The sequence below is a fragment of the Streptomyces azureus genome (assembly GCF_001270025.1).
In the GTDB taxonomy this organism is placed as follows: domain Bacteria; phylum Actinomycetota; class Actinomycetes; order Streptomycetales; family Streptomycetaceae; genus Streptomyces; species Streptomyces azureus.
Genome location: NZ_DF968254.1, coordinates 49,331 through 75,085 on the forward strand (window position 1 = coordinate 49,331; position 25,755 = coordinate 75,085).

The 25,755-nt window shown below is 71.4% G+C and carries 23 protein-coding genes, 3 pseudogenes and 1 riboswitch; of the genes and pseudogenes, 18 read left to right on the forward strand and 8 right to left on the reverse strand.

Features of this window, described 5'->3' with window-relative positions; translation table 11 throughout:
* The first annotated feature begins 110 nt into the window (after positions 1-110).
* Positions 111-274: riboswitch (cyclic di-AMP (ydaO/yuaA leader) on the forward strand.
* A gap of 13 nt (positions 275-287) precedes the next feature.
* Both AOQ53_RS14325 and AOQ53_RS14330 read left to right on the forward strand, forming a co-directional pair.
* A complete protein-coding gene (locus AOQ53_RS14325) occupies positions 288-1,073 on the forward strand; it encodes a M23 family metallopeptidase (protein ID WP_059417427.1) in 786 nt (261 codons plus the stop codon).
* A gap of 187 nt (positions 1,074-1,260) precedes the next feature.
* Positions 1,261-1,956: a GntR family transcriptional regulator gene (locus AOQ53_RS14330; protein WP_059417428.1), complete on the forward strand. Its 696-nt coding sequence runs from the start codon at positions 1,261-1,263 to the stop codon at positions 1,954-1,956.
* 172 nt (positions 1,957-2,128) lie between these two features.
* Here the strand turns inward: AOQ53_RS14330 and AOQ53_RS14335 are convergent, their stop codons facing one another.
* The gene (locus tag AOQ53_RS14335) at positions 2,129-2,410 is read right to left on the reverse strand and encodes an HPr family phosphocarrier protein (RefSeq protein WP_003993478.1); all 282 of its coding nucleotides are present in this window, start codon (positions 2,408-2,410) and stop codon (positions 2,129-2,131) included.
* A gap of 177 nt (positions 2,411-2,587) precedes the next feature.
* On the opposite strand from AOQ53_RS14335, the gene AOQ53_RS14340 reads away from it, so the two are divergent.
* The 4 genes from AOQ53_RS14340 to AOQ53_RS14355 all read left to right on the forward strand — a co-directional run bounded on the left by AOQ53_RS14340 (position 2,588) and on the right by AOQ53_RS14355 (position 7,980).
* Positions 2,588-5,413: a bifunctional acetate--CoA ligase family protein/GNAT family N-acetyltransferase gene (locus AOQ53_RS14340; protein ID WP_059417429.1), complete on the forward strand. Its 2,826-nt coding sequence runs from the start codon at positions 2,588-2,590 to the stop codon at positions 5,411-5,413.
* 75 nt (positions 5,414-5,488) lie between these two features.
* On the forward strand, positions 5,489-6,076 hold the full coding sequence (locus tag AOQ53_RS14345; protein ID WP_099054597.1) for a DUF5998 family protein: 588 nt from the start codon (positions 5,489-5,491) through the stop codon (positions 6,074-6,076).
* The gene (locus AOQ53_RS14350; RefSeq protein WP_059417431.1) at positions 6,076-7,272 is read left to right on the forward strand and encodes an alkaline phosphatase family protein; all 1,197 of its coding nucleotides are present in this window, start codon (positions 6,076-6,078) and stop codon (positions 7,270-7,272) included. The genes AOQ53_RS14345 and AOQ53_RS14350 overlap by 1 nt, the downstream gene beginning before the upstream one ends.
* 57 nt (positions 7,273-7,329) lie before the next feature.
* On the forward strand, positions 7,330-7,980 hold the full coding sequence (locus AOQ53_RS14355) for a thymidine kinase (protein ID WP_059417432.1): 651 nt from the start codon (positions 7,330-7,332) through the stop codon (positions 7,978-7,980).
* Between the two features lie 29 nt (positions 7,981-8,009).
* Here the strand turns inward: AOQ53_RS14355 and AOQ53_RS40945 are convergent.
* A pseudogene (locus tag AOQ53_RS40945) lies at positions 8,010-8,280 on the reverse strand (dihydrolipoyl dehydrogenase); the annotation flags it as partial.
* Here AOQ53_RS40945 and AOQ53_RS40950 point away from each other — a divergent pair.
* A pseudogene (locus tag AOQ53_RS40950) lies at positions 8,276-8,419 on the forward strand (sigma factor-like helix-turn-helix DNA-binding protein); the annotation flags it as partial. The pseudogenes AOQ53_RS40945 and AOQ53_RS40950 sit on opposite strands and share 5 nt — an antisense overlap.
* 198 nt (positions 8,420-8,617) lie before the next feature.
* Here AOQ53_RS40950 and AOQ53_RS14360 read toward each other — a convergent pair.
* Complete coding sequence (locus AOQ53_RS14360) at positions 8,618-9,421, reverse strand: VOC family protein (RefSeq protein WP_059417433.1); 804 nt, start codon at positions 9,419-9,421, stop codon at positions 8,618-8,620.
* 250 nt (positions 9,422-9,671) lie between these two features.
* On the opposite strand from AOQ53_RS14360, the gene AOQ53_RS14365 reads away from it, so the two are divergent.
* Positions 9,672-10,523, forward strand: a complete 852-nt coding sequence (locus tag AOQ53_RS14365; RefSeq protein ID WP_059417434.1) for a sulfurtransferase — start codon at positions 9,672-9,674, stop codon at positions 10,521-10,523.
* 84 nt (positions 10,524-10,607) lie between these two features.
* Here the strand turns inward: AOQ53_RS14365 and sepH are convergent, their stop codons facing one another.
* The 3 genes from sepH to AOQ53_RS14385 form a co-directional block, all read right to left on the reverse strand.
* Positions 10,608-11,642 (reverse strand): septation protein SepH, encoded by a 1,035-nt coding sequence (sepH, locus tag AOQ53_RS14370; protein ID WP_059417435.1) that lies wholly within the window; start codon positions 11,640-11,642, stop codon positions 10,608-10,610.
* A gap of 1,189 nt (positions 11,643-12,831) precedes the next feature.
* Entirely contained in the window at positions 12,832-14,151 is a 1,320-nt protein-coding gene (locus tag AOQ53_RS14380) for a D-arabinono-1,4-lactone oxidase (RefSeq protein ID WP_059417436.1), read from the reverse strand.
* Positions 14,111-15,349, reverse strand: a complete 1,239-nt coding sequence (locus AOQ53_RS14385) for an MFS transporter (RefSeq protein ID WP_059417437.1) — start codon at positions 15,347-15,349, stop codon at positions 14,111-14,113. Before AOQ53_RS14385 ends, AOQ53_RS14380 begins: the two co-directional genes overlap by 41 nt.
* A 157-nt stretch (positions 15,350-15,506) precedes the next feature.
* On the opposite strand from AOQ53_RS14385, the gene AOQ53_RS14390 reads away from it, so the two are divergent.
* Positions 15,507-16,634, forward strand: coding sequence for a ferrochelatase (locus AOQ53_RS14390; protein ID WP_059417438.1), 1,128 nt, complete (start codon positions 15,507-15,509; stop codon positions 16,632-16,634).
* An 8-nt stretch (positions 16,635-16,642) separates the two neighbouring features.
* Positions 16,643-17,458 (forward strand): inositol monophosphatase family protein, encoded by an 816-nt coding sequence (locus tag AOQ53_RS14395; RefSeq protein ID WP_059417439.1) that lies wholly within the window; start codon positions 16,643-16,645, stop codon positions 17,456-17,458.
* Between the two features lie 148 nt (positions 17,459-17,606).
* Here the strand turns inward: AOQ53_RS14395 and AOQ53_RS44615 are convergent, their stop codons facing one another.
* Positions 17,607-17,780 (reverse strand): hypothetical protein, encoded by a 174-nt coding sequence (locus AOQ53_RS44615; RefSeq protein WP_010035018.1) that lies wholly within the window; start codon positions 17,778-17,780, stop codon positions 17,607-17,609.
* A gap of 412 nt (positions 17,781-18,192) precedes the next feature.
* On the opposite strand from AOQ53_RS44615, the gene AOQ53_RS14400 reads away from it, so the two are divergent.
* From AOQ53_RS14400 to AOQ53_RS14415, 4 genes are all read left to right on the forward strand, one after another.
* Positions 18,193-18,846 (forward strand): response regulator transcription factor, encoded by a 654-nt coding sequence (locus AOQ53_RS14400; RefSeq protein ID WP_003993508.1) that lies wholly within the window; start codon positions 18,193-18,195, stop codon positions 18,844-18,846.
* Between the two features lie 6 nt (positions 18,847-18,852).
* Positions 18,853-20,085, forward strand: coding sequence for a sensor histidine kinase (locus tag AOQ53_RS14405; protein WP_059417440.1), 1,233 nt, complete (start codon positions 18,853-18,855; stop codon positions 20,083-20,085).
* 405 nt (positions 20,086-20,490) lie between these two features.
* Positions 20,491-20,787 (forward strand): DUF4193 domain-containing protein, encoded by a 297-nt coding sequence (locus tag AOQ53_RS14410; protein ID WP_003993510.1) that lies wholly within the window; start codon positions 20,491-20,493, stop codon positions 20,785-20,787.
* A 13-nt stretch (positions 20,788-20,800) separates the two neighbouring features.
* Positions 20,801-21,784 carry a hypothetical protein gene (locus tag AOQ53_RS14415; RefSeq protein ID WP_059417441.1) on the forward strand — a complete coding sequence of 328 codons (984 nt, stop codon included), beginning with the start codon at positions 20,801-20,803 and terminating at the stop codon, positions 21,782-21,784.
* 113 nt (positions 21,785-21,897) lie between these two features.
* On the opposite strand, the gene AOQ53_RS14420 is transcribed toward AOQ53_RS14415, so the two are convergent.
* On the reverse strand, positions 21,898-22,356 hold the full coding sequence (locus AOQ53_RS14420; RefSeq protein ID WP_010035031.1) for a DUF3093 domain-containing protein: 459 nt from the start codon (positions 22,354-22,356) through the stop codon (positions 21,898-21,900).
* A 58-nt stretch (positions 22,357-22,414) separates the two neighbouring features.
* Between AOQ53_RS14420 and AOQ53_RS14425 the strand changes: the two genes are divergently transcribed.
* The 4 genes and pseudogenes from AOQ53_RS14425 (at position 22,415) to AOQ53_RS14440 (ending at position 25,724) form a co-directional block, all read left to right on the forward strand.
* Positions 22,415-22,999: a PaaI family thioesterase gene (locus AOQ53_RS14425; RefSeq protein WP_059417442.1), complete on the forward strand. Its 585-nt coding sequence runs from the start codon at positions 22,415-22,417 to the stop codon at positions 22,997-22,999.
* Positions 23,000-23,076: 77 nt separating this feature from the next.
* Entirely contained in the window at positions 23,077-23,646 is a 570-nt protein-coding gene (gene dut, locus AOQ53_RS14430) for a dUTP diphosphatase (RefSeq protein ID WP_059417490.1), read from the forward strand.
* 1 nt (position 23,647) lies between these two features.
* Positions 23,648-24,400, forward strand: a complete 753-nt coding sequence (locus AOQ53_RS14435; RefSeq protein ID WP_059417443.1) for a DUF3710 domain-containing protein — start codon at positions 23,648-23,650, stop codon at positions 24,398-24,400.
* Positions 24,401-24,558: 158 nt separating this feature from the next.
* Positions 24,559-25,724 (forward strand): annotated as a pseudogene (locus AOQ53_RS14440) (alginate lyase family protein).
* Positions 25,725-25,755 lie beyond the last annotated feature (31 nt).

Consider the following 25,755-nt stretch of genomic DNA (forward strand, 5'->3'; position numbering starts at 1 on the left):
CTGCCCTGTGGGATGCGCTACAAAAACCGGGATCCGTTTGGGAATTGAAAGTGGCCCCGCTTAGGTTCGTCCGGGCTGTTCGTCAGGCAGTGCGCCGCACCCGCGGCACCGGACAGTCATCGCCGAGTCCCCGTACGGCGCGAGCCAGGGGAGCCGGGGACCCAACTCAGTCCCTGGGGTGAATCGGACGCCCGCGCGAGCCGCGAGGGGGTCCGTAGGAGACCTTCCTGCTCCGAACCCGTCAGCTAACCCGGTAGGCGAGAAGGAAGGAAAGGACCAGCCACTCCATGGCGTTCACCCGCGCCACCGGGAAGCATCGTCGTCCCAGCCGTATGCAGCGCGGCACGGCCCGCGCGGCGGGCGTCGCGGCCCTCGCCACCACCGGCGTCATCGGCACCGTGGCCGCCCCGGCCTTCGCCACCGAGCCCGCCGTCGAGCAGACCGGTCTCACCCCCGTCGTCACCATGGGCGACACCGTGGCCGAGCAGATCGACGCCCAGGCCGCCGCCCAGAGGCAGGCCGCCGAGGCGGCCGCCGCCAAGAAGAAGGCCGAGGAGGCCGCCCGCGAGCGGGCCGCCGAGGCGGCCAAGGAGGCCAAGGCGGCAGCCGAGAAGGCCCGTGAGGCCAAGGAGCGCGCCGCCCGCGAGGCCGAGCGCAAGCGCCTCAATGCCTTCGTGTCCCCGATCTCCGGCTCGTACGTCTCCACCGGCTACCAGACCAGCAGCGGCCTGTGGTCCTCCGGCAGCCACACCGGTGTCGACTTCCACGCCGCCAGCGGCACCGCCGTCCACGCGGTCGGCATGGGAGAGGTCGTCGAGGCGGGCTGGGGCGGGTCCTACGGCAACCAGATCGTGATCAAGATGAACGACGGCACGTACACCCAGTACGGCCACCTGTCGTCCATCAGCGTCTCGGTGGGCCAGAAGGTCACCCCCGGCCAGCAGATCGGCCTGTCCGGCGCGACCGGCAACGTCACCGGTCCGCACCTGCACTTCGAGGCCCGCACGAGCCCCGAGTACGGCTCCGACATCGATCCCGTCGCCTACCTCCGCTCGCACGGCGTGAACCTCTGACGGCGCACCACTCCGCATCCCGAGGCCCCGGCTCCCCGAGCCGGGGCTTTCGGCGTTTGTGACGCGCGGCTGTCCAAAAAATATCCATGGATTCCGGTCCGCCGTCGGAAATTCCGGCTCATTGCAATAGAGTCACGGAACACGCGTCACTCGTCGACGTTTCACGGGGATTAAACGGAGGTCGGTCATGCGTATTCCCGCGCACTCGGTGTGCACGGCCATCCGGGACGACATCGTCGCGGGTGTCTACGAGCGCGGCGGCCGGCTGACCGAGGAACTCCTCGCCCGCCGCTACGGTGTCTCGCGCGTCCCCGTCCGGGAGGCCCTGCGCACCCTGGAGGCCGAGGGCTTCGTCGTGACTCGGCGGCACGCGGGCGCGTGCGTCGCCGAACCCACCGAGCAGGAGGCCGCCGACCTGCTGGAGATGCGGACGCTGCTGGAGCCGCTGGGCGCCGCCCGCGCCGCCCAGCGCCGCACCGAGGCCCATCTGAAGGTCCTGCGCGGCCTGGTCAGGCTCGGCCAGGAGCGCGCCCGCCGGGGCAACAGCGACGACCTGCGCTCTCTGGGCGGCTGGTTCCACGAGACGCTCGCGCAGGCCTCCGGCAGCCCCGCGCTGACCTCGATGCTCACCCAGCTCCGCCACAAGATCGCCTGGATGTACACCGTCGAGGCGCCGGCCGGTCCCGTGGAGTCCTGGACCGAGCACGGCGCGATCGTGGACGCGGTGGCGCGCGGTGACAGCGAGCGCGCGCGGGCGGTCACGGCGCTGCACGCCGAGCGCGCGACGGGCGCACACCGGCTGCGTTTCGGCTCCGCCGGGGAGCGGGCCGAGCGTGTGAGGAACTCGCAACATCCCGTAAACACGGCGAGCCTGCGGCATTAACACGAGAGCCGTATACAAAGAGCAGGTAATTCACGGGGGATTATTTCTGCTGCCCGAGAACGGGAATTCGACGACTCGCGTCCGGAAATGGCGAAGGGCCCGCCCGGTGAATTCGGACGAGCCCTTCGGGGTGCCCTGATCGGGGTGCACCCGATCAGGCGGGAAAGAACACTCAGACGGTCTCGGGCAGTTCCTCGAGACCCTCGGAGACCAGCTTCGCCAGCCGGTCCAGGGCGGCGTCCGCGCCCTCGGCGTCGGAGGCGAGGACGATCTCCTCGCCCCCCTGGGCGCCGAGGCCGAGGACGGCCAGCATGGAGGCCGCGTTGACGGGGTTGCCGTCTGCCTTGGCGATCGTCACCGGGACGCCTGCGGCCGTGGCGGCTCGGACGAAGATGGAGGCGGGGCGGGCGTGAAGGCCCTCGGCCCAGCCGACGTTGACGCGGCGCTCAGCCATGTGTTGCTGCCCTTCGGTTTTCAGGGTTGTCTAGACCAGTTTCCCATATCGTGAAGCTGCGCCGGAGCGGTCGTGACGACCGCCCCGGGGTGCCGTCGGATCGCGGCCTCGACCCGACTGACGCCCTCCACAGACTGCCTCGCGCCGCTGTCGGACGCTAGCCGTACTCTGGGGCCCATGCAGACCTCGCCGGACCGGCACGAGTATCCCGCCCACTGGGAAGCCGACGTGGTGCTGCGCGACGGTGGCACCGCGCGCATCCGGCCCATCACCGTTGATGACGCCGAGCGCCTGGTCAGCTTCTACGAGCAGGTCTCCGACGAGTCGAAGTACTACCGCTTCTTCGCGCCGTACCCTCGCCTGTCCGCCAAGGACGTCCACCGCTTCACGCACCACGACTTTGTGGACCGGGTGGGACTCGCGGCCACGGTGGGCGGCGAGTTCATCGCCACCGTACGCTACGACCGGATCGGCGCGGACGGAACGCCCGCGTCCGCACCCGCCGACGAGGCCGAGGTCGCCTTCCTGGTGCAGGACGCCCACCAGGGCCGCGGGGTCGCCTCCGCCCTGCTGGAACACATCGGCGCCGTCGCCCGCGAGCGCGGCATCCGCCGCTTCGCCGCCGAGGTTCTGCCCGCCAACACCAAGATGATCAAGGTGTTCACGGACGCCGGGTACACCCAGAAGCGCAGCTTCGAGGACGGCGTCGTCCGCCTGGAGTTCGACCTCGAACCCACCGACCGCTCCCTCGCCGTGCAGTACGCGCGCGAGCACCGCGCCGAGGCGCGGTCCGTGCAGCGGCTGCTCGCGCCCGGCTCGGTCGCCGTCATCGGCGCCGGGCGCACGCCGGGCGGCGTCGGCCGGAGCGTCCTGGCGAACATCCGCGACGCCGGGTTCACCGGCCGCCTGTACGCCGTGAACAAGGCCCTCCCCGAGGAGCAGAAGGATCTCGACGGGGTGCCCGCCCACCGCTCGGTGCGCGACATCGACGGCCCGGTCGACCTCGCGGTGGTCGCCGTGTCGGCCGAGCACGTCCCCGAGGTCGTCACCGAGTGCGGCGAACACGGTGTGCAGGGGCTGGTCGTGGTCTCCGCCGGATACGCCGAGAGCGGCACCGAGGGGCGCGAACGCCAGCGCGCCCTCGTGCGGCAGGCGCGCACGTACGGCATGCGGATCATCGGGCCGAACGCCTTCGGCATCATCAACACCTCCCCGCGGGTCCGGCTCAACGCCTCCCTCGCCCCCGAGACGCCGCGCCCGGGCCGGATCGGCCTGTTCGCCCAGTCCGGCGCCATCGGCATCGCCCTGCTGTCCCGGCTGCACCGGCGCGGCGGCGGCGTCACGGGCGTGACCGGCGTCTCCACCTTCGTCTCATCCGGCAACCGGGCCGACGTCTCCGGCAACGACGTCCTTCAGTACTGGTACGAGGACCCCGACACCGACGTCGTCCTCATGTACCTGGAGTCCATCGGCAACCCCCGCAAGTTCACCCGCCTCGCCCGCCGGACCGCCGCCGCGAAACCGCTGGTCGTGGTCCAGGGCGCCCGGCACGGAGCGGCTCCCCAGGGGCACGCCGTACGGGCGACCCGGCTGCCGCACGCGACCGTCTCGGCGCTGCTGAGGCAGGCCGGCGTGATCCGGGTCGACACCATCACCGAGCTGGTGGACGCCGGGCTGCTCCTCGCCCGCCAGCCGCTGCCGGCCGGGCCCCGGGTGGCGATCCTCGGCAACTCCGAGTCGCTCGGCCTGCTCACCTACGACGCGTGTCTCGCCGAGGGGCTGCGGCCGCACCCCCCGCAGGACCTGACCACGGCGGCCTCCGCCGCCGACTTCCACACGGCCCTGTCGCGGGCGCTGGCCGACGACCGGTGCGACGCGGTGGTCGTCACCGCCATACCGGCGGTGGGGGAGGGCTCGGTCGCGGACGCGGCCCTCGCCGGCGCGCTGCGCTCCGCGGCGGCCGCCGCCCCGGCCAAGCCGGTCCTGGTGGTGCACGTGGAGCTGGGCGGCCTGGCAGAGGCCCTGTCGGCGGCGGCGAGCACGGCTCCGCAGGCCGACGCGGACAATCCGCCGCGAACCCGCCCCGAAAGCCCTCAGGTCGCCCCCCGCCCGGCGCCTTCCGGAGAACCTCCTGAGGACTCCCACCTCATCCCCGCCTACCCCGCCGCCGAACGTGCCGTCCGTGCCCTCGCGCAGGCCGTCGCCTACGCGCAGTGGCGGCGCGACGCCGCCGACCCCGGCAGGGTGCCCGAGTACGAGGACATCGACGAGAAGGGCGCCGCCACGCTGATCGACGGGCTCCTCGCGCGCGGGCAGGGACTCACGCTCGGCGCGGAGGAGACCTGCGACCTGCTCGGCCACTACGGCATCCACGTCCACCGTGCCCTGCCCGCCCCGGCCCCCGACGCCGCCGCCGAGGCCGCCCGCACCCTCGGCTACCCCGTCGCCCTGAAGGCCACCGCCCCGCACCTGCGGCACCGAGCCGACCTGGGCGGCGTACGCCTCGACCTCGCGGACGAGGACCAACTGCGGCGGTCGTACACAGAGTTGACCGAACTCTTCGGCACGCCCGAGGAGCTTCGCCCGGTCGTGCAGCGGATGGCGCCGCGTGGCGTGGACGTCGTCGTACGGGCCGTCATCGACCCGGCGGCCGGAGCCGTGCTCTCCTTCGGGCTCGCCGGGGCCGCCTCGCAGTTGCTCGGGGACACGGCCCACCGGCTGATCCCGGTCACCGACAAGGAGGCGACCTCGCTGGTGCGCTCGATCCGCACCGCGCCCCTGCTGTTCGGCTGGCGCGGCTCCGCACCGGCCGACACCGGCGCCCTGGAGGAGCTGCTGCTGCGGGTGTCCCGGCTGGTCGACGACCATCCCGAGGTCGTCGCGGTCACCCTGGAGCCGGTCGTCGTCGCCTCGCACGGACTGAGCGTCCTGGGCGCCTCCGTCCGCCTCGCGCCCCCGCCCGCCCGCGACGACCTCGGCCCGCGGACCCTCCCCGCTTACTGACAGGGGGCCCTCCCCGCGTACTGACAGGGGGCGAGCGGTGCCTCGCAGTCAGTGGGCCCCCGTAGGATGGGCGTCATGGCCAAGACCAGTACGACGACCCAGGGGCTGCGGGCGGCGATCGAGCGCAGCGGCTACTACCCGGCCCTCGTGGCCGAGGCGGTGGAGGCCGCCGTGGGCGGCGAGCCCATCCGGTCGTACCTGGTCCATCAGGAGACGACGTTCGACCAGAACGAGGTGCGGCGGCACGTGACGGTGCTCGTCCTCACCGACCACCGCTTCATCGTCAGCCACACCGACGAACAGGCCGCCGACAGCACCTCCCCGACGCCGTACGCCACGACGTCGACGGAGTCCGTGAAGCTGAGCCGCATCTCGTCGATCGTGGTCAGCCGCGTGGTCGCCAACCCGGAGTCGTACAAGCCGGGCACCCTGCCCCGTGAGGTCGTCCTCACCATCGGCTGGGGCGCCGTCTCCCGCATCGACCTGGAGCCCGCCGCCTGCGGCGACCCCAACTGCGAGGCGGACCACGGCTACACCGGAAACTCGACGGCGGACGACCTCAGCCTGCGCGTCAGCGAGGCGGGGGACGGACCGGAGACCGTGCGCCAGGCACTCGCCTTCGCGCAGGCCCTCTCCGAGGCGACCGCGGACAGCGCCCGCTGATGGCACAGCCGAACACGGCCTGGGACCACCACCCCGAACCGCTCACGGTCACCTCCGCGCCGGCACCCGAGTACGGCAGCGGCTCCCTCGCCGACCTGCTGCCCACGCTGGCCGCCGGCCTGGGCGTGCCGGGCATGACCGCCGGGATCTCCGAGCTGACCCCCGCCGACCGGAACTGCGTGTTCCTGATCGACGGCCTGGGCTGGGAGCAGCTCAGGGCACACCCCGAGGACGCCCCCTTCATGACGTCCCTGCTCGCCACCTCGCGCGGCGGCACCGGACGTCCGCTCACCGCCGGCTACCCGGCGACCACGGCCACCTCCCTGGCCTCCGTCGGCACCGGCCTGCCGCCCGGCGTGCACGGCCTGCCCGGCTACACCGTGCGCAACCCGGACACCGGCGAGCTGATGAACCAGCTGCGCTGGCAGCCGTGGACCCCGCCCGGCGCCTGGCAGCCGTACCCGACGGTCTTCCAACTGGCTCATGAGGCGGGGGTGCACGCCGCGCAGGTGTCGTCCCCGACCTTCGAGAACACCCCGCTGACCAGGGTCGCGCTCAGCGGCGGAACGTTCCTCGGGCGGCTGACGGGCGAGGACCGTATGGACCTGGCGGCCGAGCAACTGGCCGCGGGCGACCGCTCCCTGGTCTACACGTACTTCGCCGAGGTCGACGGCGCCGGCCACCGCTTCGGCGTCGACTCCGACACCTGGCGCGGCCAGCTCATGTACGCCGACCGCCTGGTCCAGCGACTCGCGGAGCAACTGCCGCCGCGCACCGCCCTGTACGTCACCGCAGACCACGGCATGATCGACGTGCCGTTCGACGAGCAGCACCGCATCGACTTCGACGAGGACTGGGAGCTGAGCGCCGGAGTCGCCCTGCTCGGGGGCGAGGGCCGCGCCCGGCACGTCTACGCGGTGCCCGGCGCCGCGAACGACGTCCTGACCTGCTGGCGCGAGGTGCTCGGCGAGCAGTTCTGGGTGGCCTCGCGCGACGAGGCCATCGCGGCGGGCTGGTTCGGCCCGAAGATCGACGAGCGGGTGTACGGCCGCATCGGCGATGTGGTCGCCGCCGCGCGCGACGACGTCCTGCTCATCGCCTCCGAGCGGGAGCCGAAGGAGTCGGCGATGGTCGGCAACCACGGTTCGATGACCCCCGCCGAGCAGCTGGTCCCGCTGCTCGAAGTACGCTCCTGACGTCCCAACCCGATCTGCCCCGCCTGACCTCGCACGCCGAAAGGTGCTCAACTCGACATGCCTGAGCTGGTCTTCTTCTCCGGAACCATGGACTGTGGGAAGTCGACGCTGGCGCTCCAGATCGCGCACAACCGGTCGGCGAGGGGGCTGCGGGCTCTGATCTTCACCCGGGACGACCGCGCGGGGGAGGGGAAACTCTCTTCCCGACTCGGCCTGGTGACCGACTCGGTGGAGGCGGCGCCGGAAATGGATCTGTACGGCTATGTCGTCGACCAGGTGTCGCAGGGCGGCAAGGTCGACTACTTGATCGTGGACGAGGCGCAGTTCCTCGCGCCGGAGCAGATCGACCAGCTGGCTCGGGTCGTGGACGATCTGAATCTTGACGTCTTCGCCTTCGGTATCACCACCGACTTCCGCACCAACCTCTTCCCGGGCTCCCGGAGGTTGATCGAGCTGGCGGACCGGATCGAGACGCTCCAGGTGGAGGCGATGTGCTGGTGCGGGGCGCGTGCCACGCACAATGCGCGCACGGTCGGTGGCGAGATGGTGGTGGAAGGGGAGCAGGTCGTCGTCGGTGACGTGAGCGGTCCCGCCGCGGAGGTCGGCTACGAGGTGTTGTGCCGACGTCACCATCGTCGCCGTATGACGAGCGCCTCCGCCCGGGCAGGCGTGCTCTCGCCGGATGTCCTGCCCGTCGTCTCCGCCTGAGTGCCGCCGGCCGGAGCGCCACGTGTTCTCTACATGTTGATCATGTGGCCGGCGAGGCCGTGGATCGCCTCCTTCACCGCTTCCCCCAGCGTGGGGTGCGCATGGATGTTGCGGGCGACCTCATGCACGGTCAGGTCCCACTGCTGAGCCAGAGTCAGCTCGGGAAGCAGTTCCGTCACCTCGGGCGATCAGACGCGCGCCCAGCAGCTTTCCGTGCCGGCCGTCGCTGATGACCTTGACGAAACCGTCGGGGTGGCCGAGACCGTGGGCCTTGCCGTTGGCCGTGAAGGGGTTCGAGGCCCTGATTCTCAGACACTGGATGAATCTCAAGGAAGCGGAAATAGCCGAGGCGATGGGCATATCGGTCGGTGCCGTGAAGTCCCATACGTCACGGGGCATGACGAAGCTCTCCGAGATGCTTGAGTCGCGGGTCGGGTAGCCCGTCTCTCTCCGTCACATCGCCGCCCGGTCATGTGACCGATCACCGGGCAGTGTCACGATCGACGTCCGCTCCAAGCCGTTCCCCGGCTCCCAGCGGCTGGTGCCACCGCCGCCGCGTGACCGCGGTGACGGGACGACGCTTCGGCGCTGTTCCGCAGTGGGGCCCATCTCGCCCTCTTGACGAGCCGCCAGGCCGTCAGCGCCGCGGTTCCAGCAGCGCGAACCGGGCCCCTTCCGGATCCGCGACCATCGCCGCAGGGCCGTGTGCGGTGTCGTGGGCGGGCTTGAGGACGTGCCCACCCAGGTGGGCGAGATGGTCCAGGGCGTCGTCGAGGTCGGCGACCTGGAAGTACGTCACCCAGTGCGCGCCCCGGTCGCGGGGCAGGGCCTTCCCCAGCCCGTGGATGCCGGCGACGGGCCCACCCCCGAGATTCAGGGTCACGTAGTCGAAGTCGGCGGACACCACCGGCTCCTCCTGGTAGCCGAACACCGTCCGGTAGAACTTGGCGACGGTCGCCGACTCGAAGGTCAGCAACTCGTTCCAGGCGGGCGTGCCGGGGACGCCCGACACGGTCGTGCCGAGATGTGCGGCGGCCTGCCACACGCCGAAGACCGCCCCGGAGGGATCGGAGCCGATCGCCAGGCGGTCGGCGTCGGCCGCGTCCAGCGGGCCCACGCCGATCGTGCCACCGCAACTGCGCACCGTCTCGGCGGTCAGATCCACGTTCTCCGAGGCGAAGTAGGGGGTCCACGCGATGGGCAGATGGCGGTCCGGCGGCAGCAGGCCGATCCCCGCCACCTCGTGCCCGTCGAGCAGCGCCCGTACATACGGGCCGAGTTGCTGGGGGCCCGGCTGGAACTCCCAGCCGAACAGCGTTCCGTAGAACTCCTGGGTGGCGGCCGGCCCGTGCACCATCAGGCTCACCCAGCAGGGCGTGCCGGGCGCGTGCCGAGCGGGTCGTGCGCTGTTCGGGCCGGCTGACTCCCGTGCGTCGGTCATCGTCACTCTCTTCTCGGCCTCGCGGTGGGCGTGCTCTGCGCAGCCCTCGTGGGCATGCCCTGCGGGGCGGCCCCTGCCCGGGAGAATGCCTGATGCGCGGTGTCCTGTCCCTTGCGGCGCGCTTGTCGGCACGTGTCGTTCAGCTGTACAGCATGTGCTTGTTCCCGTACACCGCGTGACGCCCCGGCTCGGCCGGCAGAGTAGCCGGACCCGGACGGCTCGGCCACCCCCCGTGCGCGAGGATGAAGCCATGAACGCCATCATCTCCGCATCCGATCTCGCGAGCGACCTGACGGGCCCCAACCCGCCCGTCCTGCTCGATGTCCGCTGGCAGCTCACCGCGGCCAAGGCGTCCGGTGAGCCGCCGTACGACGGCCGGGCCGCGTACGAGGCAGGGCACCTTCCGGGAGCCGTCTTCGTCGATCTGGACCGGGAGTTGGCCTCGGCGCCGGGGAAGGGCGGCCGGCATCCGCTGCCCGACCTCGCGCGCTTCGGTGCCGCGATGCGCCGCGCGGGCGTGTCGTCCGGGACGCCGGTGGTCGTCTACGACGGCGGCCAAGGCTGGGCGGCGGCGCGGGCGTGGTGGCTGCTGCGCTGGACGGGTCACCCGGACGTGCGGGTCCTCGACGGCGGGCTGCCGGCCTGGGAGGGGCCGTTGGAGAAGACCGTGCCGACACCGGCCGAGGGCGACTTCATGCCCGAGCCGAGGGCGTCCGGCCTGCTCGACGCCGACGCCGCCGCGGCGTTGGCGCGGTCCGGGGTGCTGCTGGACGCGCGGGCGGGGGAGCGGTACCGGGGCGAGGTGGAGCCGATCGATCCGGTGGCCGGGCACATCCCGGGAGCGGTGTCGGCGCCCACCACGGAGAACGTGGGGGCGGACGGGTGCTTCCTCCCTGCCGGGGAACTGCGCGCCCGTTTCAGGGGGCTTGGCGTGACGGAGGATGCGCGGGTCGGCGTGTACTGCGGCTCGGGGGTGTCCGCGGCCCACGCGGTTCTGGCGCTGGCGGTCGCGGGCATTCCGGCGGAGCTGTACGTGGGTTCGTGGTCGGAGTGGTCCTCGGACCCGGACCGGCCGGTGGCGGTGGGACCGGATTCCCGGTAACGGCATGAGCGAAGGCCGCGCCCGGAAGGCGCGGCCCTCGTCGTCGTGCAGCCGAAGCCGAAGCCGAAGCCGAAGCTGATCCGGCTACTCCTGCTTCTTACGCCGCGTCCCGAACACGATCTCGTCCCAGCTTGGCACGGCGGCTCTGCGGCCCGGTCGGACGCCGTCGGCCTCGGCCTGGCGGTCGGTGGCGCCGATGAGCCGGTCGCGGTGGCTGCCGACGGAGCGCGGCATGAGGACGTCCGCGTAGGCGGAACCGGCCGAGGCGGCGGGAGCCGGGGGCTCCTCTTCCTCGGGTTCGGCGACGGGCTCTTCCTCGGGCTCCGGTGCCGGGCGCTCCGGCACCACCAGGTCGCCGCGGAAGCTCGGCACCGCCTCCAGCAGGCTGGTCAGCGAGTCCCGCTCACCCGCGCTCTCCTCCACCGGCTCGGACGCCGCTGCCGGAAGGCTGGGCCGCTCGCGGTCGGCGGAACGGTCCAGTGGCCGGTCGCGCGGCAGCCGGGCGATCCGCGGGACGAACGGGAAGCTGGGCTCGGGCGCGGCCAGGTCGTCGGACTCGCCGATGAGCATGCGCGCTTCGTCGTCGACGGCCTGGACGAGCCGTCGGGGCGGGTCGTACGTCCAGCTCGCCGAGTGCGGTTCGCCCGCGACGCAGTAGACCAGCAGGACTTCCCAGGTGCCGTCGTCGCGACGCCACGAGTCCCACTGGACGGTGTCCTTCTCGGCACCGCGCAGCAGCAGCCGCTCCTGCACGGCCTCGCCCAGCGGCGGACCGGAGTTCTCGCCGGGGCGGCGGACCGGGGTTTTGCGGGCCCGCTCGGCCATGAACGCACGCTCGGCGAGCACCGGACCCTCGAAGCGGCGGACCCGGTCGACGGGGATGCCTGCCATCTGCGCGACCTCTTCCGCGGTCGCGCCGGCACGTATACGCGCCTGGATGTCGCGGGGGCGGAGATGGCTCTCCACCTCGATCTCGATCTGGCCGAGGCGAGGACGGTCGCCGCGCACGGCGGCGCGGAGCCGTTCGTCGATCGGAAGCGTGTACTCCGTGCTGTCCGCAGCCTTCAGCACCAGCCGTGTGCCGTCATTCGAGACGGCCACGACACGCAGTTCGGGCATGGGGACCTCCCGGGTGGTGCCTGCCGACGTCACGTGCGTCGCTGCTTCCGCTAGTCGAGTGTGGCCTGCCCGGGTGCAGCCTGCCACAACCTTGCCGAGTTGCCCGGCGTGTCGGGCGCGGGCCCTGGATCGCCGTTATGGCACGGTTACCTATTCGCAACGCTAAGTGACGAACTCTGTCACCCTGTGCAACTAGCCCCCCTCCCGGCGGTCCTTAAAGGCCCCGTACACCCTGATGGGAGACCGGGCCCAGGGCTCGCCACAGTACTCCATTTGGGCCACGTGCGTGGATTGGCACGCCGTCCAACTTCCGGCAAGGGAGTGGACTTGGCCGCCCTCTGTCCGCTTTTCGCGATCTTGAACGTGGGATACTTCACGTAATCGCCAGAAACGGAACTATCAGTTTCGGACACGTGTCCCCTTCTTGTGCAGTTGAACGGCCGTGCACGGGAAAGGCAGACAAGGTCCGGCGATGCGTGAAAGGCCCGATGGTGTCGGTGGAGCGAGCGAGCCCGAGACGGCGGGGCGCAAGCGGATCGACCTGAACGTGCCCCAGGTCGCGGGCGGCGGCCCTGGCCGCCGAACTGGCCTCGTACTTCGGGGTCTACGGCACGACCCTCGGCGCCGGTGTAGTCGGCGTCGTCGCGACCTGCGGCGGCACGCTCTTCCAGCACTTCTTCAAGCGCACCGGCGAGCAGCTCCGCGGCGCGACGGCGGCCGCTTCCCGGCAGGCGGCCGGGCCGGCGGACCAAGCGCCTCCGGCGCCTGGTGAGTTCACCGCGGGCACCGTTTACCGCGCCCGGGCCCGGGGCTGAGAGCGGCCGGTGCTCGCGGCGGCGATCGGCTTCGGTCTCACGATGACCGGAATCACCACCTACGAGCTGGTTTCCGGCCGCAACCTGGGTGGCGGACGAAGTACGACCGCTGGCGACGTCTTCACCGGCGACGGCAAGTCCGCGTCGGGCTCCGGAGGTTGACGGTTCCGAAGGCTCCGGGGCCGCCAGCGTCGCCGGCCCCTACGGTGACGGCGACGCCACGGCGAAGAGCCCGTCCGGCACCACTCCTGAGGGTGCGGTCGCCTCGCCCTCACCCGACGAAAGCGGCGGTACGGCACCGAGCCCGGCACCGACATCCACACCGAGCGCCGAGGGGAGCGAGGCCCGGGGGAACACCACCCCCAGTGCGTCGCCTACGCCCCCAGAACCCTCCGCAAGTAGTCGTTCTGGAACCGCCGGTCAGGATCGAGACGGTCCCGCAACGCCGTGAACTCGGCGAAGCGCGGATACACCCGGGAGAAGTACTCGGCGTCCCTGGTGTGCACCTTGCCCCAGTGCGGACGTCCCTCGTGGGCGGTGAAGATCCGTTCGGCCGAGGTGAAGTACCGCTGGTAGGGCGTGCCCTGGAACATGTGGACGGCGATGTAGGCGGTGTCCCGGCCCGAGGCGGTGGACAGGGTGATGTCGTCCGCCGGGGCGGTGCGCACCTCCACGGGGAAGCTGACCTTCAGGCCGGAGCGGTCGACCATCGTCTTCAGCTCGCGCAGCACCTCGACGACGGCCGCGCGCGGAACGGCGTACTCCATCTCCACGAAGCGCACCCGGCGCGGAGACGTGAAGACCTTGTAAGGGATGTCGGTGTAGGTCCGCGCGGACAGGGCCTTGCTGGAGATCTGGGCGATCGCCGGGATCGTGGCGGGCACCGCGCGTCCGACCCAGTTGGCCACCTGGAAGACCCCGTTGGAGAGGAACTCGTCCTCGAACCAGCTCTGGAGCTGGGGCACCGGCCTCTCGGGGCCCGCGCTGCGGTTGTTGCGTTTGGTGTTGGTGTTCCCGGTGTGCGGGAACCAGTAGAACTCGAAGTGCTCGTTCTCGGCCCAGAGTTCCTCGAAGTCGGAGAGGACCCTGTCGAACGGCATCGGCTCCTCGCGGGCCGTGAGCAGGAAGACCGGCTCCACGGCGAAGGTGATCGCGGTGACGATGCCCAGGGCGCCGAGGCCGATGCGGGCGGCCGCGAAGACCTCCGGGTTCTCCTTCTCGGAGCAGGTGAGGACCGAGCCGTCGGCGGTGACCAGTTCCAGGCCCTTGATCTGGGCGGCGATCGAGCCGGAATCGCGGCCCGTGCCGTGCGTGCCGGTGCTGGTGGCCCCGGAGACCGTCTGCTCCATGATGTCGCCCATGTTCGTCAGCGACAGACCCTCGCGCGCCAGGGCCACGTTGAGTCTCTTGAGCGGGGTGCCGGCCTCCACCGTGACGGTCATGGCGTCGCGATCAATGTCGCGTATGCCGGTCAACAGTTGAGGGCGGATCAACACCCCGTCGGTCGCCGCTATGGACGTGAAGGAGTGCCCGGTTCCTACGGCCTTCACCTTCAGGCCGTCCTCGGCGGCTCGCCGCACGGCGGCGGCCAGTTCGTCGACGGAGGCCGGGGTGACCTCCCGCGCGGGACGCGCGGAGACATTGCCGCCCCAGTTACGCCACGTGCCGTTCTTTCCGTTCGCTGTGCTGCTCAACGGAGCCTCCCCGACCCGTAGCCGGCCGCTTGAGCCGACGGAATCCGAGGAAACCCACCGCGACCGCGACGGCCCCGGCCACCGCCGGAACCCCGTACCCGGCACGCGCCCCGGCCGCGTCGATCACCCAGCCGGCCGCGGAGGAGCCGAGTGCGACCCCCACCGCGAGCCCGGTGCTCACCCAGGTCATGCCCTCGGTGAGCTGCGCGCGTGGTACGTGCTCTTCGATGAGGGACATCGTCGTGATCATCGTCGGAGCGATGGCCAGACCCGCAACGAACAGCGCCACGGCCAGAAACGGCAAGTTTCCGACCAGTAGGAGGGGGATCATACTCACGGCCATGGCACACACGCCCAGCAACCACCGGCGTTCCGGCGCCCCGGCGAAGTGCAGCAGTCCGAAGACCATGCCCGCCACACAGGAACCGGCCGCGTACAGGGCGAGGACGATGCTCGCGGCGGCCTTGTGCCCCTCCTCGTCGGCGAAGGCCACGGTGACCACGTCGACCGCCCCGAAGATCGCCCCGGTCGCCACGAAGGTGGCCACCAGGACCTGGAGGCCCCGCGAGCGCATGGCCGTGCCCCCGCCACGGTGCTCGCGCGGGTGCGGCTCCGGCTCGGTGGCGCGCTGCGCGGTCAGCCAGAAGACGCCGGCGGCCAGGAAGCAGGCGGCGAGCAGCGGACCGGCCTCCGGGAACCAGGCCGTGGACAGGCCGATGGAGATGATCGGCCCGAAGATGAAGCACACCTCGTCCACCACGGACTCGAAGGAGTACGCGGTGTGCAACTGCGGGGTGCCCCGGTACAGGGCCGCCCAGCGGGCCCGGATCATCGCGCCGACGCTCGGCACGCAGCCGATGCCGACGCACGCCACGAACAGCACCCAGTCCGGCCACCCGTAGTGCGCCGCGAACAGCAGGACGGCCGCCGCGGCGAGCGAGATCAGCGTCGCCGGCCGCAGCACCCGCCGCTGTCCGTACCGGTCCACCAGCCGTGAGACCTGCGGTCCGGCCACCGCCGCCGCCAGCGCGATGGTGGCCGACAGGGCACCGGCCAGTCCGTACCGCCCGGTGAGCTGGGAGACCATCGTGACGACGCCGATGCCCATCATCGACAGCGGCATACGGCCGAGGAAGCCCGCGGCGGAGAAGCGCTTGCTGCCGGGGGCGGCGAACAGGGCGCGGTAGGGGCTGGGCACGGGGTCTCCGAAAAGCTCAGTAAGCTGCGAACGCAGTCGACACAGATTACGCCGCGCGGTGCGCCCGACGCACCCGCCAGGCCCCCCGGGGCCGTCCGCCGCGCAGGTGTCACCCCGCCGTTTCCCGGCTGTCAGCGCAGGGTGGCAGGATCGACTCATGCCAGACGCGCGCGATGTCACCCCCTACGACGCCCTGCTCCTGCTCTCCTTCGGCGGCCCGGAAGGCCCGGACGACGTGGTCCCGTTCCTGGAGAACGTGACGCGTGGGCGCGGCATCCCCAAGGAACGCCTCAAGGAAGTCGGGCAGCACTACTTCCTGTTCGGCGGGGTCAGCCCCATCAACGACCAGAACCGGGCCCTGCTGGACGCCCTGCGCAAGGACTTCGCCGACCACGGCCTGGACCTGCCGGTCTACTGGGGCAACCGCAACTGGGCGCCGTATCTGACCGACACGCTGCGCGAGATGGTCCGCGACGGCCGCCGCCGCATCCTGGTCCTCGCCACCAGCGCCTACGCCTCCTACTCGGGCTGCCGCCAGTACCGCGAGAACCTCGCCGACTCGCTCGCCGCCCTCGCGGCGGAGGGGCTGGAGCTGCCGAAGGTCGACAAGCTGCGGCACTACTTCAACCACCCCGGCTTCCTGGAGCCCATGATCGACGGGGTGCTCCGGTCCCTCGCCGAGCTGCCCGGGGACGTCCGGGACGGGGCGCACATCGCCTTCTCGACGCACTCGATCCCGACGGCTTCCGCCGACACCTCCGGGCCCGTCGAGGACCACGGCGACGGCGGCGCGTACGTCAGGCAGCACCTGGACGTGGCGCAGCTGATCGCGGACGCCGTCCGGGAGCGCACCGGCGTCGACCACCCCTGGCAGCTCGTCTACCAGTCCCGCTCCGGTGCCCCGCACATCCCGTGGCTGGAGCCCGACATCTGCGACCACCTGGAGGAGCGGCACGCGGCAGGTGTCCCGGCCGTGGTGATCGCCCCCATCGGGTTCGTCTCCGACCACATGGAGGTCCTCTACGACCTCGACACGGAGGCCAAGGCCAAGGCGGAGGAGCTGGGGCTGCCGATGCGCCGCTCGGCCACCGTCGGCGCCGACCCGAGGTTCGCCGCCGCGATCCGCGAGCTCGTCGTGGAGCGCGCCGCCGTCGAGCGCGGGCAGGAGGTCACCCCCTGCGCCCTGGGCGCCCTCGGGCCGAGCCACCACCTCTGCCCGGCCGGCTGCTGCCCGGCCCGGGCCCCCCGCCCCGCCGCCGCGGGCGCCGACAGCACCTACGCGTGAGGAGCCCCGTGACCGACCCCCTGCACAAGGACCTGCTCGACATCGCCCAGGAGGCCGCTCGCCGCGCGGGCGCGCTGCTGCGGGACGGGCGCCCGGCCGACCTCGCGGTGGCCGCGACCAAGTCCAGCCCCATCGACGTCGTCACGGAGATGGACATCGCGGCCGAGAAGCTGATCACCGGTCTGATCGCCGAGCGCCGCCCGGACGACGGCATCCTCGGCGAGGAGGGCGGCACCACCGAGGGCACGAGCGGCGTCCGCTGGGTGATCGATCCGCTCGACGGCACGGTCAACTACCTGTACGGGCTGCCCACCTGGTCCGTCTCCGTCGCCGCCGAGCAGGACGGCGAGACCGTCGTCGGAGTCGTCACGGCCCCGATGCGCGGCGAGACCTTCCACGCGGTGCTCGGCGGCGGAGCCTGGGCCACCGGGGCCTGGGACGGCGAGCGCAGGCTGGCCTGCCGTCCCGCGCCGCCCCTGGACCAGGCGCTGGTGTCGACGGGTTTCAACTACGTGGCCGAGGTCCGCACCCACCAGGCCGAGGTCGCCCAGCGTCTGATCCCACTGCTGCGCGACATCCGGCGCGGCGGTTCGGCGGCGGTCGACCTGTGCGACCTGGCTGCGGGACGACTCGACGGCTACTACGAGCGCGGCCTGCACGCCTGGGACCTCGCGGCCGGCGACCTGATCGCCCGGGAGGCGGGCGCGCTGACCGGTGGACGCCCCGGAGAGCGCCCGTCGGGGGATCTGACAGTCGCGGGTACCCCGGGTGTCTTCGAGCCCCTCCAGCGCCTGCTGGAGGGGCTCGGGGCCTGGCACGACTGAGGACGGCCAGGCCGTCGTACGACAGCCGGTGGCACGCCCGCCGTCGTACGACGGCCGACGGCACGCCCGACACCGAGTGAACGGGGCCGCAAGACGACGAAGCGGGCCCCGGCGCTGGATTCGCCGGGACCCGCTTCGTACGGCCTGATCAGACGCTCGTCGCGCCGACCTCCACACCGTGCTCGGCGGCGAGACGGCGCAGGTCGTCGAGCTCGCCCTGCTCCACCTCGACGAGGAAGTCGTCGCCCTCGTCGCGAGCCCGGGACAGATCGGACTCGGTCGCCCTTATGCGCTGCAGAAGTCCTGCGGTGAATGCGTCCATGCTGCGCCCCCTCGTCCTGGGTCGTGTGTCGATGGCACGGGGGTGTGCCGTTCGGAAGGGACGATCACGTCTCCGGTGGATGCCCAGCGCCGCTCAGCTGGGCGGCGACGGTGCCGGACACCCACGCCCGCCCTGCGGAAGCGGGTTGACGCGCACCGCATGGTGGTGCGGTACAAGCAGAGCGTGATCGTGGGATGTAAAGCCGTCCTCCCCAAGGTCCCTTCCGTGGAAACCTAACCGAAGGAGAAAATCTCCTATTCCGCCTCGGGCTCCGTCTCCTCACCCGCCTTACCTCCGACTTATGGCCGAAAAGGGCAGGATGGAGGGCAACACACCAGCGAACCGTCGAAGACCCCTGCCCGTCTGCGCCTGTGCGGCGCTACGCGGGTGGACATGAGGAAGGACCAGGGACGTGCGCGTACTCGTCGTCGAGGACGAGCAACTGCTCGCCGATGCGGTGGCCACCGGACTGCGCCGGGAGGCCATGGCCGTCGACGTCGTGTACGACGGTGCGGCCGCCCTGGAGCGCATCGGCGTGAACGACTACGACGTGGTCGTCCTCGACCGCGACCTCCCACTCGTGCACGGTGACGACGTCTGCCGCAAGATCGTCGAGCTCGGCATGCCCACGCGCGTGCTGATGCTCACGGCCTCCGGTGACGTCAGCGACCGGGTGGAGGGCCTGGAGATCGGCGCCGACGACTATCTGCCGAAGCCGTTCGCGTTCAGTGAGCTCATCGCGCGCGTGCGGGCCCTCGGCCGGCGCACCAGCGTGCCCCTGCCCCCGGTCCTGGAGCGCGCCGGGATCAAGCTCGACCCCAACCGCCGCGAGGTCTTCCGCGACGGCAAGGAGGTCCAGCTCGCACCCAAGGAGTTCGCCGTCCTGGAGGTGCTGATGCGCAGCGAGGGCGCCGTCGTCTCGGCCGAGCAGCTGCTGGAGAAGGCCTGGGACGAGAACACCGACCCGTTCACGAACGTCGTCCGAGTGACGGTCATGACCCTGCGCCGCAAGCTCGGCGAGCCGCCCGTGATCGTCACCGTCCCCGGCTCCGGCTACCGGATCTGATCGACTGTGGCCACCACTCCCGCGCCTCCTCAGGCGCCCCCGAAGCCCACCTGGGATCCCCGGCGACCCGCGCCGCCGTTCCCCTGGCTACGCCCGACCATCCGCATAAGGCTCACGCTGCTGTACGGCGGCATGTTCCTGATCGCCGGCATCCTGCTGCTGTCGATCATCTACCTGCTGGCCGCGGAAGCGCTGAACGTGGGCAGCGAGCTGCCGTTCAAGATCGTCGAGGGCAAGGTCACCAGCGACATCTGCAACCTGCCCGACCAGGCCTCGCCGGCCGAGTTCAACAACGCCATGAACCAGTGCGTCAACGAGCAGCGCCAGCACGCCCTGGACAACCTGCTCAGCCGCTCGCTGCTCGCGCTGCTGGGCCTGGCGGTCATCGCCTTCGCCTTCGGCTACGCGATGGCCGGGCGCGTGCTGTCGCCGCTGGGCCGGATCACCCGCACCGCCCGCGCGGTGGCCGGCTCCGACCTGTCCCGCCGGATCGAGCTGGACGGCCCGGACGACGAGCTGAAGGAGCTGGCGGACACCTTCGACGACATGCTGGAGCGGCTCCAGCGCGCCTTCACCGCCCAGCAGCGCTTCGTCGGCAATGCCTCGCACGAGCTGCGGACACCGCTGGCGATCAACCGCACGCTCCTCGAGGTGCACCTGTCCGATCCGAACGCGCCGGTGGAGCTGCAGCAGCTCGGCAAGACGCTGCTGGCCACCAACGAGCGCAGCGAGCAGCTCGTCGAGGGCCTGCTGCTGCTCGCCCGCAGCGACAACCAGGTCGTCGAGCGGGGCCCGGTGGACCTCGCCGAGGTCGCCGGGCAGGCCATCGACCAGGTGCGCGGCGAGGCCGAGGCCAAGGGCGTGCACATCCGCGGCGAGCAGAAGCCCGCGGTCGTCCAGGGCAACGGCGTGCTGCTGGAGCGGATCGCGCTCAACCTGGTGCAGAACGCCGTGCGCTACAACGTGGCCGAGGGCGGCTGGGTCGAGGTCACGACCGAGGTCCAGCACGGCCAGGCGGTCCTGGTCGTCTCCAACACGGGCCCCGTCGTGCCGGCGTACGAGATCGACAACCTCTTCGAGCCGTTCCGGCGGCTGCGCACCGAGCGCACGGGCAGCGACAAGGGCGTCGGACTCGGTCTGTCCATCGTCCGGTCGGTGGCCCGGGCGCACGGCGGGCACATCTACGCACAGCCGCGGGAAGGGGGTGGGCTCGTGATGCGGGTCACGCTGCCCATCTGAGATCATGTGTCCGATCAACTCGGCGGCGCACGGGGATGTTCGCTTTACGCGGAATTTCCGACATCGCACCGCGCGTGTCCCGTGTGTGATCGATCACAGGGACGCTTTTCCGGCTGTCTACTCTCCGTGATCATGTGTCCTGTCGGAAAGCCGGGAAAATCCCGGTTTTCGGGGGTCTTGATCACGGGAAGTACACGGTGAGACGCCTTTGAAGTGCGGCATTCGGACCGTGTACGGTCCCCATCGCCATCCAAGCCGATCACTCGTGAGGAGTCCGGTTGGGTGTCGATTGAGTAACAGACCTTGATGTGAGGCAAAATCTCCGCCTCAGGTCGGGCACAAGTCCGGCCTCTCACGCGTTACGTGCGCTGGAGACACCGCAGACACCCAGAGGGGGAGAGCGACATGGCAACCGATTACGACACTCCACGCAAGACCGATGACGACGTTGACTCGGACAGCCTCGAAGAGCTGAAGGCTCGGAGGAACGACAAGTCGGCCTCCGCAGTGGACGTCGACGAGTTCGAGGCCGCAGAGGGACTCGAACTGCCCGGCGCCGATCTCTCGAATGAGGAGCTGGCAGTACGAGTGCTCCCGAAGCAGCAGGACGAGTTCACCTGCATGAGCTGCTTCCTGGTGCACCACCGCAGCCAGCTGGCCCGGGAGAAGAACGGCCAGCCGATCTGCCGCGACTGCGACTGAGGACGGGTCGGCCGTGACTGGCTCGACCCCTCCCTGGAAGCGCCGCTTCTCCAAACGGAAAGCGGACGAAGGGCCGATCGACGGCCCGCAGCACGGCGCGCGTGACGACGAGCGAGGCGCAACCGGTACGGGGGCGGCCTCGCTCGAACCGGCAGCGGACCGGGGTGACCTCCCGCCGTCCGTGGACGTCCCCGCACCCGTCGCCCGGCGGACGGCGGGGACGCTCCGGGAGCGGGCCATGGACAGTGCCCGCAAGGGCTCGGTCCGGGCCCGGGCCGGCCTCGCCCATCTCGCCGACAGGATCATCGAACTGGCCCCGCGCGTCCCCGTACGGGACCTGACGACGCTCCGCAGGCAGTTCCCGGGCCTGGGGCCCGAAGAGCTCGCGGACAAACTCGTCGCGGGCGCGGCGAAGGCGACGGCGACGGTCGGAGCGGGCATCGGCGCGGCGGCGATGCTTCCCGTGCCGCCCGCGATGCCGACGGAACTGGCCGCCGAGGTCACCGGCGTCGCGGCGATCGAGCTGAAGCTGATCGCCGAACTCCACGAGGTCTACGGCGTACGGCCGCCCGGCAACCTCAAGCAGCGCAGCACCGCGTACCTCGACTCGTGGTCGGGGGAGCGCGGGATCGACGCGACCAAGCCGTCGACGCTGAGCACGGCGCTGAACAGCCGCATGAAGCGCGAGCTGCGGCAGCGGATCATGAAGCGGATGGTCCGCAGCATGCCGAACCTGGTGCCGTTCCTGGTGGGCGCCGCCGTCGGGGCGGCCATGAACCGCAGCGAGACGAGAAAGCTCGCCGCCCGGATCCGCGAGGACCTGCGCAGGATCCAGGTGCCCTGGGAGGCCCTGGAGCCCCTCCCCGCCCTGGAACGTCCCGCGGACGCCCTGGAGATGGGCGAGATCACTGACGACCCCCTGGGCCGCCTGGAGAGCGAGAAGCCCGAGAGCGAAAAGCACGACGGGCAACGCGAAGAGCGCGACGACGGGCACTGAGACGACGCGAGACGACGGGCACAGAGCGACGCGCGACGACGGGCACGGGGCCGCGCCGGGCCGCGTGTGCGCGTGCCGCCGTCCGCCGCCGGATGGCGCCCCGCGCAGATGTGCTACGCCGGCTTCGCCGCCCGCAGCGCCTCCGCCAGGCGCTCCGGCTCGCGCGTGGACAGGTACAGGTACGGAGTCGGGTCCTCCGGGTCCGTGACCTCCACGCGCAGGGCCGTGGGGATGTAGGCGCGCAGCAGCATGAAGGCGCGCGGGTCGGCCTTGTGGGTGCGCCAGGCACGGGTTTCCTCGGCGTCCAGGACCTCGGCCTCGCCCAGGGCCGCCACCGGGATCTTCGCCTCGCCCGCGATCAGCGAATCGCCCACCACGCGGATGCGGACCGAGCCGTACGAACTCGCGGCGACGGCCGCGACCGCGGTGCCCCCGGCCAGGCCGCCGAGCATGGGCAGCGTGCCGAACGGGAGCAGGACCAAGGCCATGGAGACCCCGACCAGGAACGAGATCAGCCACCAGGACCGGGGAGCGGTCAGGCGTTCTTCGTACGGGGCGGCGGAGAGCTGCATGGGGCCAAGCTTGACACGGTGTCCGGGAGGGGCCGACGCGCGGGTAAGGTCTCCGGCTGTGAGTCGTACTTCCGCTGCCCTTCAGCCTCCGGCCGACGCCGTGCGACCGGTGCGGCATCCGGACGCTCCGGCGCCCGGTGAGCTCCTCGGTGCGCACTACGGCCAGTGTTTCGGCTGTGGCGGCGACCAGCCGCACGGGCTGCACCTGGAGGCACGGGCCGGCGAGGGCGTGTCACTCACCGCGGAGTTCACCGTGCAGCCCGCCCACCAGGGCGCCCCGGGCCTCGCCCACGGCGGTGTGCTCACCTCCGCCCTGGACGAGACCCTCGGCTCGCTGAACTGGCTGCTGCGCACGATCGCCGTGACCGGCCGGCTGGAGACCGACTTCGTACGGCCGGTGCCCGTCGGCACCACGCTGCACCTGGAGGCGGAGGTGACGGCGGTGGCCGGGCGGAAGATCTACTCGACCGCCACCGGGCGGGTCGGCGGCCCCGGCGGGCCCGTCGCCGTCCGTGCCGACGCGCTCTTCGTCGAGGTGAAGGTCGACCACTTCGTCGACCACGGCCGCCAGCAGGAGATCCAGGCGGCCATGAACGACCCGGACCAGGTCCGGCGAGCCCGTGCGTTCGAGGTGAACCCGTGAGTACGGACAGCCTCTTGAGCCCCGTGGCCCCCGCGACTCCCGTGACCCCCACGAGCCCCGTCAGCCCGGAAGGCCCCATGACTCCCGCGAGCCCTGTGAGCCGTCAGCCCGTGGACGTGCTGATCCGGCGCGTCGATCCGGACGTACCGCTTCCGTCGTATGCGCACCCCGGGGACGCGGGAGCCGACCTGCGCACCACCGAGGCGTGCCAACTGGCGCCGGGCGAGCGGGCTGTGCTGCCCACGGGAGTGTCTGTGGCACTGCCGGAGGGGTACGCGGCCTTCGTGCACCCCCGGTCCGGCCTGGCCGCGCGCTGCGGCGTCGCTCTGGTGAATGCCCCGGGGACGGTTGATGCCGGGTACCGTGGGGAGATCAAGGTGATCGTGGTGAATCTCGACCCGCGCGAGGCCGTGCGGTTCGAGCGCTTTGACCGGATTGCCCAACTGGTCGTCCAGCAGGTCGAGAGGGTCCGCTTCCAGGAGGTGGCGGAGCTTCCCGGCTCCGCGCGGGCCGACGGGGGCTTCGGGTCCACCGGAGGGCACGCCGCGGTGGACGGGACGAGCGGCACAAGCGGTCAGGCCGCCCTGGGCGGTCAGGCGGGTGGGAATCGATACGCTTCGGTCGTATCCGACCGGGAAGGACAGTGACGTGTTCGGACGTCGCAAGAAGAGGGATGCCGCCGAGGACGCGGCCGGCGAGGCCGAGCAGGTCGTCGACGGTGTCGACAGTGAGGCGGGCGGCGAGGGCGAGCGCCTGAGGCTCGAGCCGGCGCCGCGGCCCGACGGGCCCTGGGACAGCTCCGAGGTGCGCGACCCGGGCGATGGCCGGGTCGACCTGGGCGGTCTGTTCGTGCCGGGTGTCGACGGCATGGAGCTGCGGGTCGAGGTCGCGGGTGACGCGATCGTGGCGGCGACGGTCGTGCTGCGGGACAGCGCCATTCAGCTGCAGGCCTTCGCCGCGCCCAAGCGCGAGGGCATCTGGGGCGAGGTGCGCGAGGAGATCGGCTCGGGCATCACCCAGCAGGGCGGCATCGTCGACGAGGTCGAGGGGCCGCTGGGCTGGGAGCTGCGCGCCCAGGTGCCGGTGCAGCTGCCGGACGGCACCGGCGGCTTCCAGGTCGTGCGGTTCGTCGGTGTGGACGGCCCCCGCTGGTTCCTGCGCGGGGTCATCTCGGGTCAGGGCGCGGTGCAGCCGCAGGCCGCCGGGCTGCTCGAGCAGATCTTCCGGGACACGGTCGTGGTTCGAGGCGAGGGTCCGATGGCGCCCCGCGACCCGATCGTCCTGAAGTTGCCCAACGACGCCCAGATGGTCCCCGAGGGCGTCCAGCAGGAGGAGGGCTCCCGCTTCGCCGGCGGAATGGGCCAGCTCCAGCGCGGACCGGAGATCACCGAGGTTCGCTGAGCGTCGTAGAAACACCAGGGCCGCACTCCTCAAGGGGTGCGGCCCTTTTTCATGCGTGGAGCCTTGACGGGGCATTGGTCTGCACCTACCGTCTCCGTCCAACGCGCCGTTCATAAAGGCGCTTCACGTTCATATACGAGAACGGACGGCTCCCGCGTATGCGCAGAACCGCACTCTCAGCGGCCACGGCCGCCCTCGTCGCCGGTGTCCTCGCCTGGCCCGCCGACGCCGCTCCCAGCACCTTCGTCCATCCCGGAGTCACCGTCTCCAAGGGTCAGTTGGACTTCACCCGTGCCAAGGTCAACGCCGGTGCCCAGCCCTGGAAGGGTGCCTTCGGCCGGATGATGGCGAGCAAGTACGCCGACCTGAACCGCACGCCCAGACCCCGGGCGGTCGTCGAGTGCGGTTCGTACTCCAGCCCAACAACGGCTGCACCGACGAACGCGAGGACGCGATCGCCGCCTACACCCAGGCCCTCGCCTGGTACGTCACCCGCGACGAACGGCACGCGCGCAAGGCGATCGAGCTGATGGACGCCTGGTCCGCCGTGATCCGGGACCACACAAACAGCAACGCGCCCCTCCAGACCGGCTGGGCCGGCTCCTCCTGGCCCAAGGCCGCCGAGATCATCAAGTACACGTACACCGGCACCTGGGCCAACTCCGGCCGCTTCGCCACCATGCTCCGCACCGTGTACCTGCCCGAGGTGATCAACGGCTCGAACTCCAACGGCAACTGGGAGCTGTCGATGATGGAGGCCGCCGTCGGCATTTCCGTCTTCCTGGAGGACAAGGCGTCGTACGACAGGGCCATGGCGAAGTTCCGCACGCGCACGGCCGCCTACGTCTACCTGGCCTCCGACGGCGACCTGCCGAGGACAGTGCCGAGCCAGAGCCTCGACACCCGGGAGAAGATCGTCAAGTACTGGCAGGGGCAGTCGGCCTTCGTCGACGGGCTCAGCCAGGAGACCTGCCGGGACTTCACACACACCGGGTACGGACTCTCGGCCATCTCGCACGTCGCCGAGACCAGCCGGATCCAGGGGCAGGACCTCTACGGCACCGACGTGGGCGAGCGGCTGCGGCACGGGCTCGGCTTCCACGCCAAGTACCAGCTCGGCGCCGCCGCTCCGGGCTGGCTGTGCGGCGGCTCCCTGAAGCCCGGGCTCGGGCCGGTCCCCGAGGTGGGCCACAACGCCCTGGCCAACCGTCTCGGACACGCCATGACCAACACCGAGACGCTGACCCTGCGCGGCCGCCCCGCCGGCAGCGACAACCTCTTCGTCGCCTGGGAGACCCTCACCCACGGAGACAACCCCGCGTGAGGCCCCGACCGGCCGGGCGCGTCAGAGTTCC